Origin of the sequence: Salinivibrio sp. ML323, assembly GCF_001995745.1 — a bacterium.
Lineage (GTDB): Bacteria > Pseudomonadota > Gammaproteobacteria > Enterobacterales > Vibrionaceae > Salinivibrio > Salinivibrio kushneri.
Genome location: NZ_MUES01000015.1, coordinates 33,656 through 49,298, shown reverse-complemented (window position 1 = coordinate 49,298; position 15,643 = coordinate 33,656). Strand labels below are relative to the sequence as shown.

General features: G+C 50.1%; 13 protein-coding genes and 2 pseudogenes. 7 read left to right on the top strand and 8 right to left on the bottom strand.

Features of this window, described 5'->3' with window-relative positions; translation table 11 throughout:
- Nucleotides 1–92: 92 nt before the first annotated feature.
- A pseudogene (locus BZG13_RS10160) lies at nt 93–359 on the top strand (alcohol dehydrogenase catalytic domain-containing protein); the annotation flags it as partial.
- 5 nt (nt 360–364) lie between these two features.
- Here the strand turns inward: BZG13_RS10160 and BZG13_RS15485 are convergent.
- Nucleotides 365–496, bottom strand: a pseudogene (locus BZG13_RS15485) (LysR family transcriptional regulator); the annotation flags it as partial.
- A 586-nt stretch (nt 497–1,082) separates the two neighbouring features.
- Between BZG13_RS15485 and BZG13_RS10155 the strand changes: the two are divergent.
- On the top strand, nt 1,083–1,988 hold the full coding sequence (locus BZG13_RS10155) for a hypothetical protein (protein WP_077486535.1): 906 nt from the start codon (nt 1,083–1,085) through the stop codon (nt 1,986–1,988).
- A 61-nt stretch (nt 1,989–2,049) separates the two neighbouring features.
- Here BZG13_RS10155 and BZG13_RS10150 read toward each other — a convergent pair whose 3' ends face one another.
- From BZG13_RS10150 to eutB, 5 genes are all read right to left on the bottom strand, one after another.
- Nucleotides 2,050–3,294, bottom strand: a complete 1,245-nt coding sequence (locus tag BZG13_RS10150) for a dicarboxylate/amino acid:cation symporter (RefSeq protein WP_069362788.1) — start codon at nt 3,292–3,294, stop codon at nt 2,050–2,052.
- Between the two features lie 250 nt (nt 3,295–3,544).
- Complete coding sequence (locus BZG13_RS10145) at nt 3,545–3,949, bottom strand: hypothetical protein (protein ID WP_077486534.1); 405 nt, start codon at nt 3,947–3,949, stop codon at nt 3,545–3,547.
- A 13-nt stretch (nt 3,950–3,962) separates the two neighbouring features.
- The gene (locus tag BZG13_RS10140) at nt 3,963–5,870 is read right to left on the bottom strand and encodes a S8 family serine peptidase (RefSeq protein WP_198935515.1); all 1,908 of its coding nucleotides are present in this window, start codon (nt 5,868–5,870) and stop codon (nt 3,963–3,965) included.
- A gap of 245 nt (nt 5,871–6,115) precedes the next feature.
- Nucleotides 6,116–7,084, bottom strand: a complete 969-nt coding sequence (locus BZG13_RS10135; RefSeq protein ID WP_077458790.1) for a cyclodeaminase — start codon at nt 7,082–7,084, stop codon at nt 6,116–6,118.
- Between the two features lie 37 nt (nt 7,085–7,121).
- Nucleotides 7,122–8,102, bottom strand: coding sequence for a hydroxyectoine utilization dehydratase EutB (eutB, locus tag BZG13_RS10130; protein WP_077486533.1), 981 nt, complete (start codon nt 8,100–8,102; stop codon nt 7,122–7,124).
- A 166-nt stretch (nt 8,103–8,268) separates the two neighbouring features.
- Between eutB and BZG13_RS10125 the strand changes: the two genes are divergently transcribed.
- Complete coding sequence (locus tag BZG13_RS10125) at nt 8,269–9,150, top strand: sterol desaturase family protein (protein WP_077486532.1); 882 nt, start codon at nt 8,269–8,271, stop codon at nt 9,148–9,150.
- Nucleotides 9,113–9,628, top strand: a complete 516-nt coding sequence (gene yjjX / locus BZG13_RS10120) for an inosine/xanthosine triphosphatase (protein WP_077486531.1) — start codon at nt 9,113–9,115, stop codon at nt 9,626–9,628. The genes BZG13_RS10125 and yjjX overlap by 38 nt, the downstream gene beginning before the upstream one ends.
- 57 nt (nt 9,629–9,685) lie before the next feature.
- Here the strand turns inward: yjjX and trpR are convergent, their stop codons facing one another.
- Nucleotides 9,686–10,006 (bottom strand): trp operon repressor, encoded by a 321-nt coding sequence (gene trpR, locus BZG13_RS10115; protein WP_046075150.1) that lies wholly within the window; start codon nt 10,004–10,006, stop codon nt 9,686–9,688.
- 41 nt (nt 10,007–10,047) lie between these two features.
- Nucleotides 10,048–12,063: a murein transglycosylase gene (gene sltY / locus BZG13_RS10110; protein ID WP_077486530.1), complete on the bottom strand. Its 2,016-nt coding sequence runs from the start codon at nt 12,061–12,063 to the stop codon at nt 10,048–10,050.
- A gap of 224 nt (nt 12,064–12,287) precedes the next feature.
- Here sltY and ettA point away from each other — a divergent pair, with 224 nt between their 5' ends.
- The 3 genes from ettA to BZG13_RS10095 all read left to right on the top strand — a co-directional run bounded on the left by ettA (nt 12,288) and on the right by BZG13_RS10095 (nt 15,610).
- The gene (gene ettA / locus BZG13_RS10105) at nt 12,288–13,955 is read left to right on the top strand and encodes an energy-dependent translational throttle protein EttA (RefSeq protein ID WP_077458796.1); all 1,668 of its coding nucleotides are present in this window, start codon (nt 12,288–12,290) and stop codon (nt 13,953–13,955) included.
- Between the two features lie 220 nt (nt 13,956–14,175).
- Nucleotides 14,176–14,556 (top strand): PilZ domain-containing protein, encoded by a 381-nt coding sequence (locus BZG13_RS10100; RefSeq protein WP_069362779.1) that lies wholly within the window; start codon nt 14,176–14,178, stop codon nt 14,554–14,556.
- Between the two features lie 49 nt (nt 14,557–14,605).
- Complete coding sequence (locus BZG13_RS10095; protein WP_077486529.1) at nt 14,606–15,610, top strand: M23 family metallopeptidase; 1,005 nt, start codon at nt 14,606–14,608, stop codon at nt 15,608–15,610.
- Nucleotides 15,611–15,643: the final 33 nt, after the last annotated feature.

Below are 15,643 nucleotides of genomic sequence, written 5' to 3'. Positions count from 1 at the left end.
CATAGAGTTAATGCTAAAGTTTCATTTAGTTCATCGATGAGTCAGCGCTAGACTGAGAGCCATTCCTCATTGGTATCGTCTAGGAGACTGATATGTTTGACGCTCTCGTTCTCAAGCAAGAAAGCAAGCAGACGCTTCCAACTATCGAGCAACTTGATGAGTCTCAACTCCCTGATGGTGACGTACTCGTTGCCGTCGATTAGTCATCGCTGAACTATAAAAATGGCTTGGCTATCACAGGCCAAGGGAAAATTGTTCGCGAATTTCCTATGGTACCAGGCATTGATCTTACTGGTCAGGTAATCCACTCTGAGGATAGCCGCTACCAAGAAGGCGACAATGTCGTTCTAACTGGATGGACGGGGTCAAATGCAACTTGAGGGGCTTTCTGATAGATACGCGGCAGCGCAAATGGCAAGATTGTTTGCATCGCATAGTCAGTTGCCGCGATGGTAAAGGTATGATCACACCTGCCGGGGTTAAAATCACTCGGAGAGTAGACAAGGTTATCATTGGTGCTCTGCCGCCTTCTTTTACTATAGACTGATTAATCTTTGGATAATTATGCTTTTCATTTTTATATAACCCCTTACTATAAAGAACCCCTTCCACTTATCCCTCCGCAATAGGTGAATATAAATTCACACACAATGCTTATCACTGCGAAAACGAACCATTGTCGAGTAATCGATTACTAAGAATTTGTTTAGGTAGGGATTAGTACTTTTTTTAACTCTTTATCTGGTCATTTATTCGAGCTGAACAGGACCTGAATGGTTATTGGTGCGACTCCCAGCAGAAAAAATAGAGCAAAAACACCAATTGACCATTAACTCATTATTAACACCATTGTCATGTTACTGACGCATTGCTAGCATAAATCCACATTCACTCGACACAAGTGAATGCCTCTACATCGCTAATAGATAAGCGAACGTCAAGGAATAGACTGTCGCTACGTGTTTTTTATCGGATAAAAAGCCGATACGTGTATCGTTACGTTCAATGACGCAGTGCATACACGAGTAATAATTAAAACGCGACAGTACTCAGATGTATTATTAAAGAAGGGATACTTTAAAGTGAGTAATACTATCCAAAAAACAGCGATTGCCGCTGCAATCACGCTTGCCAGCACCACAAGTTTTGCCGGAGAGCTCGGTTCACTGACCAGTGAAGTCAAAGTCAACGACTTTGAAAATGGTAAAACTGATACCGAAGTCACCATCGGCAAGGGAACTTATAAACTCAGTGATGATTACAGGTTTTTTTTTGATGTCGACAAAGACTTCATTAAAAGCGAAGGAAAATCAAGAAAAGAAGGTTGGGATACCGAGTTTGCTTTATTGCAAAGCATTGGCACCCTGGGTGATTTTGACGCTAGCCTGAATTATTTTTTCCGCTATGATTCCGCTTGGAAAGCCAGCGATGGATCTGACTCATGGGATGCGAAACAATATATTTTTCAACCTTACTTTAGCAAAGATGTCTCTCTTGGAGGAAAGGACTTTTCATTCGGCATCGAATTGTGGGCACAGCTCGGTAATAAAAATGATGGCAGTTTGAAAAACCTAAGTGGCGCCGAAACCAACTTTTACCTATCTGGCGATCTTTCTGAACACTGGAATCTTTCCCTTGCATGGTATAACTTCAACTATTACCACAAGGCTGCCGACGGATACCAATATCAAATTGGTACCGAGGATTATTTGACCTACTCTCTTCCTCTTACCGACAACGTGTCATTTAATGTTGAGACCATGCTTGACGCCCTTCATATTCCAGAAAGAGAAAAAACGACAGCAGAGGTGCATATTCAGCCTCAAGTCGAATTCAAAAAACAAGTTAATGACAACTTTTCTTGGCATGCTGGGGTAACCTATGAAGCATTAAATTGGGATTATAAGGATGTGAAAGGAACTGCCGATGATCGCAACGCATTTGACGACAACGAGTTTGAAGCTTATTTAGGCTTCACCATCAAGTAAGCGCGATACACTGCAGGCAAATTCACTGCCTGTTGCCTGCAGTGTTTAAACAACAGCAAGATTAACCCACACGCTTTTGCCACTTATCTATTACCGTGGCACCAATCAAATCGCCTTGCACATTGACCGCGGTACGGAAGGTGTCGAGCGGGCGCTCAATGATCAGCAAAATGGCAATGGCTTCCAGGGGGATCCCCGCAGCCAGCAGCACCAACTGCATACCCGACATCGAGCCTGACGGCATGCCCGGCGCGCCTACCGACGAAACCATCGCCATAATGAAGATCATCACAATGCCAGTCGTCGACAGATCAATCCCGAACAGTTGTGCCAAGAACACCGCCGCAATCCCTTCAAATAATGCGGTGCCATCCATATTCATCACCGCGCCCAACGGCAAGACCATGCTTGCGGTCGACGGGGTGACCTTGAGCTCTTCTTTGGCGGCCTGCATCGAGACGGGCAGTGTCGCAGCACTGGAAGAAGTGGCAAAGGCCATCGCCAGTGGCGCGGAAATGGCACGAAATAGGCTCACAAAGCCAATACCACCAGCGACGCGTGCAATAAGTGGCAATACAATCACTGCGTGGACCATCGTGAGTCCAAACACCAAGGCGGCGAAGCTAAATAGCTGGCCAAATAGATCGTTATCGCCTTGATGGGAGAACTGGAAAACAATCGCAAACACCGCAAACGGCGCCAGCTTGATAATCCCTGCCACCATGGTGTTAATGCCTTTATTCAGCCCACGAATGGTCTCGAATAATGGGTGCGACTCTGGCAGTGCGACAATCAGCGAAATGCCGAACAAAATGGTGAACACCACAATCGCCAAAAGGTTACCCTGAGTCACCGCGGCAAATGGATTCACCAACGCCATATTGATAAGTTTGGTGGCAATGGCTCCGGCTCCCGCAGCCTCTTGGTTGATAAAGCTAATGCTCTCATCCACAGGCGGTGCATTGGTGAGCGGTTGCCACTCGGGCATCATCAGCGCTGCGCCAAGACCAATGGTGATCGCGATGGTGGTGGTAAAACCGTAAAACAAAAGTGTTGCACCACCAAGGCGCTTAAGGCGAACCACATTGCCAATATTACTGATCCCTTCCAGTAGCGAGAGCAATACCATCACACCGACCACGGCTTTGAGTAGACCGATATAACTGACCTTGGCGAGCATAAGCAGTGGATACCAAGTGGTCTGCTCTGCGTTTTCAATGGGGCCGAATACCGTGCCCACCAGCCAAGCTAGTGCGGCCGCCACTGCAATTTGCAATGGCAAAGAATGTCTAATGGTTTTCCACATTGTCTTTTCCCTAATCACAGCGTCATAGCTGCATAATGATGATTTGTCTATTTTTTTGGCGCTAAGAAGCGATAAAGCATACCAAGCTGTTAGACGGGGCTCATGTAAAAGTTATGAACAATCTGGAATAACTAGTAACAAAATAGTTGGTGGGTAAATTGTGCCGCACTTTTCTCTACAAAATAACGAAAGGCCATGATAAAAAGCCCGCCTAAAAAGACGGGCTCTTATTAATAAGCGCTCATTTTGCTTATTGTGGACGCTGATTTTGTGGATTCAGCTCAAGATTGACAGGCGTATCCAACTCTTGATTTAACGCCTTTTCTAGCTCAGCAACATTGGTACCGGGCGTCGCTTCCAGCAACGCCACGCCATCGAGATAGCTGACTAGGTCGAGACCATATTTTTGAGCCAGCTGGCCGGCGTTCGTCTCACTGGCTTTGACCAAAATCGAGCCTGTGACCGTTAATGGCGCGCTTTGTGCCGAGACAGCGACTTTATCGCCAACCATCACGCCCATTTGCTCGCCACTCATATTACGCGCATTGCTGTCGGTTTCGACGACGACATAGTCTTTGCCATTTAGCTGCACCGTGTCTGCGCTGACACCAAGGCTGATACCCATGACTGCCAGGGCTATCATTAATTTTTTCATACTTCGTCTCCTATTAACCGCGGTGACCAATGACACGCAGTGACCATTGCGTCAATTTACCATCGACGCTGTTATTTGCCATCGACTTCACCTCACCCCCTAAGCTGTATTGACGCGTCTTGCCGTCCGTATCTGTGACGTAGAGTGTCCATTGACCTTGCGATACTTCACCATTGAACTTATGGCTAAGCATCAGGTGGTCAGTAAAGCCTTCTGGGTAGGTGCTATCTAGGGTGTTCGATAGCATGCTATTGCGTGGAGACATCAGCACGCTACGGGTACCAGAAGGGGACTCGAGTTCAATCAGCAGATCTGACATACGGCTATGCTCGATCGAAGTCCGCACTTGTACCGCCTCGATGGTGAGGTTATCAGCGACTTGCACACTGTCTGCTGTCGCAACCGACCCGGCATCCGCAATCGTTAACCCAGTTTCACCCTCTTGGTTGTGATAAGACCACGTCCAATCCGTGAATACTTGTGCAGGGAGAGACTGATAGGTCTTCGCGGCTTCGAGTGCTGCATTAACATCAATCAAACCAAAGCCATAGGTTGGGCTATACCAGCGCCCCGCGGCATTTTGCTGCCAACCTTCTAGGCCAGTCACCGTACGCTCACCACCAAATGCCGTTTGATAGGTTAAAAGCACATCGGCATCGTCTGCATCCACGCGTGTCGCCGTCGTCGCTAATAGGTGGCGAATATCGCGCTGAGACAGATTTGGATAAGCTGACATCATCAACGCAAATGCCCCTGAAGTATTTGGCGCGGCCGAAGATGTCCCGTTCATCACGCTGTTGAAATCACAGGTGTTGTCTATCTCTGTCCCACCGTGTAAATCGTGTGAATCATAAGGAATACGATCGTCGCGGTTGTAACCCATCGTACAGCCTGTCAAATCTGTGGTGATATGTGCCGGTTTATTGGTGCCATACTCCCCACCTGGCGCGGTCAAGAAGACGCTGCTACCCACGGAGGAATAAGATGAGCGCTCACCATCCGCATTCAACGCACTCACCGTCACGTTCCAGTAATTAGCATTACTGGATGATTGGTTGCTGTTCTGCCACGGTAAACCATGGTTCTCATCCACAGGACCGAAGCGCTGACGATTAAACGAGGTACGCTTATAGCCATTACCCGCTGATTTGATGAATACCGCACCCAGTCCGCCAAAGGCTTCCGTGCTCATTTTTTTGTATTGGGCGTTCTGGCGACCAGCATAGCTCATTGGGTCATCGCTATAGGGATAACTGCGGATGCCTGAGCCACCATAGCTTTGGTTGAATATGCGGACATCATCCGAATAGCCCTCGCGGCCATGGCTGATCTCCCACGCATTCTGGCTTTGATATGCGAGGTAGTTATAGCCTTGCAAGTTGGCAAGCGGTGCTACCCCCATCCCACCAATACCATTATCACGAACCGCCGCGATGATCCCCGCGACCGAGGTACCATGGGCGGTATTGCGACTGTTCCAGCCCTCCGGTGTCGGGTCATCATCACGTTCCACAAAGTCATAGGACTTTCCAGCACGGACGTTAGCGGCCAGATCGGGATGGGCAATTTCTAACCCATCGTCGACGACGGCAACGTTAACGTTTTGTCCCAGCACATCTTGGCGATGGGCTAACCATACGTTGAGATCATTGCCTGGTTGGCCACCCTCTCGGGCAAAGGCATTTTGACCACGGTTGAGCAAATGCCACTGTTCGGCCGTAAAGGGATCGTCACCGGGCAAGCAACGCTCTTCACTGGTGCGGCTGCCATCGATGCTAGTATTGCCAACCAGTGATACACACGCTTGTGGCTCTGGATCGGTGGGAGGGTCGACAGGATCTGGCACTTGGGCCATCGCCCACACCCCGGAGCTGTGAAAAAGTGCGCCGATAATCAGCGCAAGAGAGCTGTGTTTGTGCATTTATCATTCCTTTTTACACTAACTAGACGTGTCTCAATTCTGAGAGACCCATCATTAGTAAAAAGAAATAACTTCAATAGAAACAAGCTATTAAAAGAAACGTGATCTTATGCCTAATTATCAAAGCACAAGATATAATTAATTGAACAAAACCTGCAAGTTTTAACTTTTGTGTTACATGACTGTGCAATAACTGTGACGTTAAAAACACTTATAATGTAATAAGTTATGCTTTTTGGTTTTTATTATAATGCCCCAGCATCGCCCGAGCCATGAGTATGGTGCAATGCACTGACCACGTAGTTTGCTATGGCAGTGTCTTGCACGCCTGTTCCCGTTAAATCACACACGGTGACCGCCTCATCACTTCGCGCGATGGGACGCCCCGACGCCACCGTTTTGCCTAACTCTTCCACACATCGTGACAATGCCAGCCCTTTTAGCTCACCCAACACCTCAGACTGAGCACGTCTATCCACCAGCACCCAGTCGGCATTGTGCAAAATATGAGGATCAAGCTCGCGCTTCTCTGCACTATCCGAGCCCATCGCCGTGACATGGGCGCCCTTGGGAATGTCTTGCCAATGCAAAATCGGCTGCTTAGCCGGTGTCGTGGTGACAATAATATCGGCCTGTTGACAAGCCTGTGCCACATCTTGGTGAGGGATCACTCGCACTCCCAGTTCGGCCTCAACCTCTGCTTTATACTGCCTTGCTTGTGCATTGTCTCGTGCCCAAACATGCACCGTGTCTATTTCTCTAACCAGTTTGAGCGCAGACACTTGTAACCTTGCTTGCGTGCCCGCCCCCAACACAGTGACAATGTTGGCATCATCACGCGCGCAATACTTGGCACTTAACGCGCCGGCTAGAGCCGTACGTAAATCAGTCAGGTATCCTTCATCAAACAGCACGGCCTCCACCAAACCGGTTGATGCAGAGAAAACCACCATCAAACCATTAAGGCTCGGTAGACCTATCGACGGATTATCAAAAAAGCCAGGGCTGACTTTAATCGCAAATCGCTCAGCACCTTTGATGTGAGCGGTTTTCACATCGACTTCGCCGTTGTGCTCGTGAATGGCCATGCTTAACACAGGAGGCATGGTTACCTCGCCACGCCCCAAGGCACTGAACGCATTTTCAATCACACTGAGACTGTGCGGGTTAAACGTCGCAACAGATTCGATTTGCTGACGATGATATAGCTGCATACGGGCTCCTTTGACACTCACCAAATTCAACCACAAGCTAAGAGCGAGCCTGCTCACTTAATGCCATGACCGCTGTCAGGGTATCGGTTGATACATTATTTCCACTGACCACAATCACCACTTTCTTGTCCTGCCACTCTAACTGGTGCTGACATGCCGCGGCCAATCCCACTACGGCGGCACCTTCTACCCACCTATTTTCGCACTGCCACATATCGATCATCGCACGGGCGATAAACGCTTCATCCACTTGATAATGTTGCGTCATCACTTTAGGCACCAAAGAAAAGGTGTATTGATTATTAAGGCCAATGCCTCCACCCAGGCTATCTGCCAACGATTCAGATTCAGGCACAGCCACTGGCTTACCCGCTATGATGCTTTCATGCATCGCAGCCCCATCGCGAATTGAGACGCCAATTAGGTCGATATGTGGGGCGATGGTACGCGCCGCTAAGCCAAGTCCTCCCACCAAGCCGCCTCCCGATAAGCCGGCTGCAATCACATCAACATCTGGCGCATCTTCAAGGATCTCAAGCCCAATGGTCCCTTGTCCGGCAATAATATCAGGATGATCAAAGGGAGGGATATAACACAACCCATCACGCGAAACGGCCTCAAGCGCGGCTTGTTCAGCTTCATCCTGCGAACGCCCCACGACCCACACTTGCGCGCCCATTGCTTTAACAGCGTCCACTTTGTTGTCAGGTACTAACGAAGAGAGACATACGGTCGCCGGGATCCCAAGCTGCTTGGCCGCATAGGCAAGTGCACGGCCATGGTTGCCTGTCGAGCAGGTGATCACACCACGCTCACGCAGCGCCTTGGGCAACCGACTCAATGCATAGGTCGCGCCTCGTAACTTAAACGCACCCGTCGGCTGACTTGTTTCGAGCTTGAGCCAGATTTGGGCATGATAACGCTGAGACAGCATCGGTGAATAAACAAGCGGTGTGCGCGCCGCCACTGGCTTTATCGCTTGGCGGGCCAGGTATACATCATGCAAGCTCGTTGACACGCTCCCTCCCCCTTCACGTTACGTGGTCAGTCAGCACGGAGAAATACAGCACTGTTAGTCAACAGATTAGTTGCCTGACACCCAGGATCCAACCTTCTATTTTCACCATTTGCGCTAAACGTTGGCAGGGTTTATCGAGTAAACTCTCTATAAATGAGGAGTGGTTATGAATTGGATTGAAGCGCACGAAGCCGGGTTTAGGCTCAGCCTGTTTGTCTTGGTACTGTTGGTAATGCTCGTCGCCGAATGGCGGTGGCCGAAGCGCAAGCTCACTCGCACGCGGCGAGAGCGTTGGTCAGGGAATATCTTATTGACTGTATTTAATACCCTCACGTTGCGAGTACTGGCACCAATTTCTGCAGTGGGTGCGGCCAGTTTTGCCGCCGCCTCGGGTTTTGGTTTTTTTAATCAGCTTTCGCTCCCTGAATGGGTCGCGGTTCTCGTCACATTAGTTGTGATGGATATGGCGATTTGGTACCAACACAAACTCTTCCACCAGGTACCATGGCTGTGGCGGCTGCATCTAGTGCATCATGCCGATATGGACATTGATGTCACCACAGGCGCGCGTTTTCACACGGTGGAAATTTGGCTGTCGATGGCCATTAAGTGCGTGTTAGTCGCGCTACTTGGCGCACCTGTTGTCGCCGTGATCGTGTTTGAAACGCTACTCAGCGGGATGGCAATGTTTAATCACAGCAATGTTCGTCTCCCCAAGCACCTAGACGCTTGGCTGCGCCGCTTTATCGTCACACCAGATATGCACCGGGTGCATCACTCCACCCGTTTTCATGAATGCAACGCCAATTACGGGTTCAACCTTTCATGCTGGGATCGCTGGTTTAATACCTATGTACCTCAGCCACGCAAAGGGCACCAAAAAATGCGAATTGGCTTAAGCGAAGTCGGCCAACCGACTGATGCCAGTCATGTTTTTGGAATGCTGCGTTTACCCCTCCGTTGGCGTATACTGCAACGCGCCTACCAACACAAAAAGGAGAGCTGGGCGCATGAAACAGGTGATCGCCACGTCCAAAAACCCCGCTAAAATCGCTGCGGTTGAGGCCGCGTTTTATGACGCTTTTCCCGACACACTTTTCACCTTTACGGGCGTTTCCGTCGCCAGTGGCGTGGCAGAGCAACCAATGACAGAGCAAGAGACCTATGCCGGCGCGTGTAACCGCGTTCGCCACGCCAAAGCGGAATACGAAGGAGACTTTTACGTCGGGGTAGAAGCAGGCTTAGATGGTCAACATACCTTTGCATGGATGATGATAGATGATGGGACAACGCAAGGCGAGGCACGCTCAGCCTCGCTGCCTCTCCCTCCAGAGGCGTTGGACGCTCTGCACCAAGGCGAAGAGCTTGGCGATGTGATGGACAGAATGTTTGCCACTGAAAATGTTAAACAAAAAGGGGGCGCCATTGGCATGCTCACCGGGCACCGATTAACCCGCTCAAGTGTTTACCATCAAGCGCTAATCATGGCGCTGATTCCGTTTATGCACCCGCACTTGTATCGTTAACGCCAATAAAAACGGCACCTAATGGCGCCGTTGTTTGTCTATTTAAGGCTTTGTGGATTAGGTCGATGAGGTGGACTGTTCAGCTTCACGTTTCAATAAATCAGCCAGCCAATTTTTGGTCTCGTCATCCATCCGCTTTAACTCATTCGAGCCGCGTGTGACGGTCGCGATCCCCACGCCCAATAATTGACTCAACTGGCGCTGACTCATTCTCCCTTCTAACAACTCATGCAAAATATTAATCCGAGCCACCAAGGTGTCTCGCTCGTCGGGGGTCAGTAAGGCCGTCAACAAGGCATCATCATTATCATCTTGTCCAGCACGGCGCACTAGCGCGATAACATCTTGCCAACCAGAAAATGCAGGCGATTGCGACATGGATTCCTCTCGCTCTTTACGTGATGGTCGCGATTGTAACATTAATAACGCTGTGCCAGCTCGTGTGCTCTTAAAAACTGCACGGGCTCACCTAAAAGTTGGCGATAATAGATATCGAACATCAACACGTTCTGCACATAATGGCGCGTTTCATAAAACGGGATCGACTCGATGAAAGCAATGGCATCCATGTGCCCTTTCGAACGTGCCAGCCAGCGGCTCACTCGATGTGGTCCGGCATTGTATGCCGCAAAAGCGAGAACGCGATTACTATCGAAGCGATCAAGCATCATTTTCAAATAACCACTGCCCAAACGAATATTCACGCCCGGATCGCTAAGACTGGCCGGCCCTTGATAATCAAACCCTAACCGACGCGAGGTTTCACGTGCCGTACGCGGCATCAATTGCATCAAGCCTCTCGCCCCCACATGAGACACAGCTCGGGTAAAGAAGGCACTTTCTTGGCGCGACAGTGCCATCAATGTGGTTTTATCTACCCCACGTTCGCGACTGAAAAACTCAAACCACCACTGATGAGCCAGCGGAAAACGCAACGATAAGTGGTCCCACATTTTTCCGGCAATGGTGGCTTGTACTGCAAGATGATACCAGTGCTGTTTATTGGCATAAGCGGCCAGGAGCGCAATTTGCTCATCACTGGCGCGCTGTAACACATAATACCACTCGCGCTTCGCCGCGTAGATTTTATCAAGCGCAATCAGCTCATCGACTCGCGCCAGCACATCATTGACAGGCATCAGACCCGCCTCTTTCAACACCGCAGTACGCGAAGGGATATGGATCGGCTTTTCTAGGTGCTGAGCGGCAGCCACACTGTAAAAATTGCGCTCACCCAACAGGGTTTCAAACGCCTGATTCGCCGCGTGACTGTCGCCAAGCTCTAACTGAATCCGTGCTTGCCAATATCGCCATTTTAGTGATTGTTTCGCCTCATCACTGAGCAGTGAAAGCCATTGATTCAATACGTGCCAATCACCTTCCACCAACGCCAAGCGAAACCGTCGCTCGAGCAGACCATCATCGTCGCTTTGTCTCAGCATACGATCACGCCACCCCGCAAGCGCCGGCTCATCGTCATTCATCAGTTGGCCAATAAGATAATCAGCAATGGCTTGTCGTTCACCTTTGTCATAATGCTGCCCTTCTACGGTGCGACGAAAATGGCGAATGGCTTGCGCTTCGTCTTTACGCGCCAGTCGCTCAAACGCAAGACGAGTCAGCTTTTGGTTAAAGGGTGTCACTTTGCTTCGCTTGGAAAAGTCAGCAACTTGTTCAGGCTTGTCATAAAGATCAATAACTTGCTTTCCCACCGCTTGGTGAGTGTTGGGAAGTTGCTCTTGTAGGTAATGCATTAAGCTGCGATTGCGCCCCTCAAAGGTCAGCAACATCCGCCGCAAGATTAAATCACCAGTGAGTTGCTTTTGCTCGGAGAGGTAATCAAATAAGGGATCGCATGCACTGTCGACTGATTGGCCAGACAAGTAGAGTGATTTCGCGCCACTGCGCGCTAATGCACGATTGCCAGCCTGGCTGTGAGCATAATAATACTGGCATTGATAACGCTCCCCTCTTGGTACATCGGGCTGGAAAGCGACCAAGGTTGCCCAATCTTTTCGATTCGCCAGTAGTGTCAGGTAGTCAGCACGCAGACTATTGGCAAACGGCATGGTGGTGTAACGCTGAATAAAGTTGGTGACCGAGGTGGGCGACTTTTCTGAAAGGTTGCGAGTAAAATCACGGTAATCTAAATAGGGATAAAGGGGATAATCACGCAACTTGGCTTTGAGGCGGCGAAATTGGCGTAATTCACCACGCTCAATCGCATCAATAGCAGCCTCATATTGACGCTGCGCAGGCGTCATTTTCCCACTGTCTGGACTCGCCGACGCCAGCGCGAGAGAAGGAGAAAAAGCGGCCCCTAGAACCCATAGAATAAGTCCGGGTCGCAGTGAACAGGAGAAGGCACGGACACCACGACGCACCGCGTGAGATGCATTGCGTAAAGGCCCGGACAAAGCGATGAATCGTTCCATGTCAAAGGTCGCTCCTAATCAATTAACACCGTGACGAATGTGTCACATTCAGCATGTGTGACAACGAATAGACAACAATCGCATCAGCAAATTCCCTCGCGCTTTGGCAAATGGTTTGCTGTTCATGGCTATATTACCCACCGAATATGACAATCACTGTTAAACTTGGCAAAGTTAACGTTAGAATAGTGTCTTTTACACCACAACGAGTAGCGTGAGCAGAAATGGCTGAGTACGTATATACCATGTCGCGGGTGAGCAAGATCGTGCCACCTAAGCGCCAAATTCTTAAAGATATTTCTTTGTGTTTCTTCCCAGGCGCCAAAATTGGGGTGCTAGGCCTCAACGGGGCCGGTAAATCGAGTCTATTGCGCATCATGGCCGGTATCGATACCGAAATTGAGGGTGAAGCCCGTGTGCAACCAGGCATTAAAATTGGCTACCTTCCGCAAGAGCCAGCGCTAGACGAAGACAAAACCGTGCGGGAAACCGTTGAAGAGGCGGTATCGGATGTGAAAGATGCATTGACGCGTCTCGACGCTGTCTACGCGGCCTATGCCGATCCTGACGCCGACTTCGATGCCTTGGCGCAAGAGCAAGGTGAACTGGAAGCACTGATCCAGGCCAAAGATGGGCATAATCTTGATAACGCCCTAGAGCGTGCCGCCGATGCCCTGCGTCTGCCGGAGTGGGATGCGCAAATCAAAAACCTGTCTGGGGGTGAGCGCCGCCGTGTGGCGATTTGCCGTTTGCTACTCGAGAAGCCTGATATGCTGCTACTCGACGAGCCAACCAACCACTTGGACGCCGAATCAGTGGCATGGCTAGAGCGCTTCTTGGTCGACTATACCGGCACGGTTGTGGCGATTACGCACGATCGCTACTTCCTTGATAACGCCGCTGGTTGGATCCTTGAGCTTGACCGTGGTGAAGGCATCCCTTGGGAAGGCAACTATTCATCGTGGCTTGAGCAAAAAGACGTGCGCTTGAAGCAAGAAGCCTCCCAGGAAAAAGCGCGCCAGAAAACCATTGAGAAAGAGCTTGAGTGGGTACGTCAAAACCCGAAAGGCCGTCAAGCCAAATCAAAAGCGCGTATGGCACGCTTTGAAGAGCTTAACACCTCCGATTACCAGCGCCGTAACGAGACCAATGAGCTGTTTATCCCACCCGGCCCACGCTTGGGTGATAAAGTCATTGAAGTTAACAACCTCACTAAGTCATTTGGTGATCGCGTATTGATTGACGATCTGTCTTTTAGCGTCCCGAAAGGCGCTATCGTCGGTATCGTTGGTCCCAATGGTGCCGGTAAATCCACACTGTTCAAAATGCTTAGTGGTACCGAAACACCGGATGCAGGCACCGTAGAGGTCGGTGACACCGTGCAACTGGCCTCGGTGGATCAGTTCCGTGATAGCATGGACGACAACAAAACCGTTTACGATGAGATCTCGGAAGGTGCCGATATTATTCGCATCAATAACTTTGAGTTACCTGCGCGTGCTTATGTCTCTCGCTTTAACTTCAAAGGGAGCGATCAACAGAAGCGTATCGGCGATTTGTCCGGCGGTGAACGCAACCGCGTCCACCTGGCTAAGCTATTGAAAGCAGGCGGCAACGTCCTGCTGCTTGATGAGCCAACCAACGATCTGGACGTTGAAACCCTACGCGCCTTGGAAGAAGCCCTGCTTGAGTTCCCAGGCTGTGCCATGGTGATTTCACACGACCGCTGGTTCCTTGACCGTATCGCCACCCACATCCTTGACTATCGTGATGAAGGCCAAGTGAATTTCTTTGAAGGTAACTTTGCTGAGTACACCGATTGGTTGAAGAAAACGCTGGGCGCACAAGCGGCTGAGCCGCACCGCATCAAATACAAGCGCGTTGCCAAGTAACGCCGCACTAATGAGGGCAGCCAAAGCTGCCCTTTTTATTGTCTCCCAGCAGGTAAATTGTCTCCTAGCAAGTAAAGCGGCTCGCAACAAACCGCACTCCGTCCGCTTTCTTACGCAAGAACACCAAAAAATGTTTCAGAATCGATACGTCCGCGCAGATTATTAGGTCGCCCGCCATGCATCGCCTACACTTAGTTCAAAGGATTGAGGAGATGCGATCATGCCAGAGCGTAGAAAGTTTTCCCGCGTGATGTATCGTGCCCCCGCGATACTCAAGCAAGATGAACAGGCGTGGCACGCGCAGGTTCTCGACTTGTCTCTCAAGGGTGTGTTGCTCAGCCGTCCTGAGAACTGGCAAGCAGACCCGCAACACACAGCATTCTCGTTGGTCTTTTACCTGCATGACTCTGACGTAGAATTAGACATGGACTGCATTCTGGTCAATAACTGCGAGAATTATCTCCATCTTTATATTGATCACATTGACATTGATAGTGCCAGTCATTTAAAAAGGCTTGTTGAACTCAACGTTGGCAACGATGAACTCCTTCACCGTGAGCTAGCGCAGTTGACCGACCCAATGGCAGAGTCAGAATCGTAACGCCACATCGTCATGGGCGGTATCAAACGCAGGCCAGCAGTAACCAGTCATGACAGATCATATTCATATCGCCATCTCACACCCAAATGGTGTGAAGCATTATACGCTTTGCCCTACCCGTAAAAAGGTAGTGCAAACTTTGGCGTTAGTAGTGCTGGCCGTTCTCACCGTGACCTTTGCCAGCCTCTATTTACTCTCCGAGCGTTCCACTGAAGCCGAAGCTGCGGTTAACCGGTTACGTGAAGAGCGTGCTGCATTGAATAATGAAGTGGCCATGTTGCAACAAAAACGCGATGAGCTGTCACAAACCATCGAGAACAAAGATGTCGAGCTGACTGCACTGACGCAGCGCGTGGTGACAGTGGAAGATATGCTGGGGCTGCAATCGGTGGCCAAAGACGCCTCACTGACCCATCGGCTTGATGTGGCGGCGATTAACTCCGCAGTGCGCTACACCATGCTTCAGCTCATTCCTAATGGTAAACCGATTCAAAATTATCGCCGTTCATCTGGGTATGGTTCACGCACGCACCCAGTAACGGGCAAAGAAAAATTCCACATGGGGTTAGACTTAACCGCAGACATCGGCACTCCGGTGTATGCCCCGGCCGATGGCGTGGTGGAGTATGTCAGACCCAGCCGCCGCAAAGGCTATGGTAATTTTGTAAAAATAGACCATGCCTTTGGCTTTATGACCCTCTACGCCCATCTTGATAAGTTTAATGTGCGAAGTGGGCAGTTTGTAAAGAAAGGCGACTTGATTGCCTGGTCGGGTAACACGGGTTTATCCACTGGCCCTCATTTGCACTACGAAGTCCGCTTTTTAGGACGAGCGCTGAATCCGCGCCGGTTTATTAAGTGGAGTGCTGAGCAGTTTGATACCTTGCTCGAAAACGAGAAGCGCGTCAGTTGGGGACATTTAGTCGCGGTAGTGGAAAACTTGGTCGAAACTCAGGTACAAGTCGCCAATATGCCCGACGCTGAGCCGCCACTGAGCACCGCCCAGCAGCGCGAAGCCGATGTGCAAACCACACCGACAAAAGCCTCAATGTAGTAGAAATAATAGAGTCGTAGAGGTAGTAGAGCG

Bases quoted from the DNA above. Each gene is read 5' to 3' on its own strand.
- BZG13_RS10150 (WP_069362788.1), bottom strand. From the start codon at position 3,294: ATGTGGAAAACCATTAGACATTCTTTGCCATTGCAAATTGCAGTGGCG.
- BZG13_RS10145 (WP_077486534.1), bottom strand. From the start codon at position 3,949: ATGAAAAAATTAATGATAGCCCTGGCAGTCATGGGTATCAGCCTTGGT.
- BZG13_RS10140 (WP_198935515.1), bottom strand. From the start codon at position 5,870: ATGCACAAACACAGCTCTCTTGCGCTGATTATCGGCGCACTTTTTCAC.
- BZG13_RS10135 (WP_077458790.1), bottom strand. From the start codon at position 7,084: ATGCAGCTATATCATCGTCAGCAAATCGAATCTGTTGCGACGTTTAAC.
- BZG13_RS10125 (WP_077486532.1), top strand. From the start codon at position 8,269: ATGAATTGGATTGAAGCGCACGAAGCCGGGTTTAGGCTCAGCCTGTTT.
- yjjX (WP_077486531.1), top strand. From the start codon at position 9,113: ATGAAACAGGTGATCGCCACGTCCAAAAACCCCGCTAAAATCGCTGCG.
- trpR (WP_046075150.1), bottom strand. From the start codon at position 10,006: ATGTCGCAATCGCCTGCATTTTCTGGTTGGCAAGATGTTATCGCGCTA.
- sltY (WP_077486530.1), bottom strand. From the start codon at position 12,063: ATGGAACGATTCATCGCTTTGTCCGGGCCTTTACGCAATGCATCTCAC.
- ettA (WP_077458796.1), top strand. From the start codon at position 12,288: ATGGCTGAGTACGTATATACCATGTCGCGGGTGAGCAAGATCGTGCCA.
- BZG13_RS10100 (WP_069362779.1), top strand. From the start codon at position 14,176: ATGCCAGAGCGTAGAAAGTTTTCCCGCGTGATGTATCGTGCCCCCGCG.
- BZG13_RS10095 (WP_077486529.1), top strand. From the start codon at position 14,606: ATGACAGATCATATTCATATCGCCATCTCACACCCAAATGGTGTGAAG.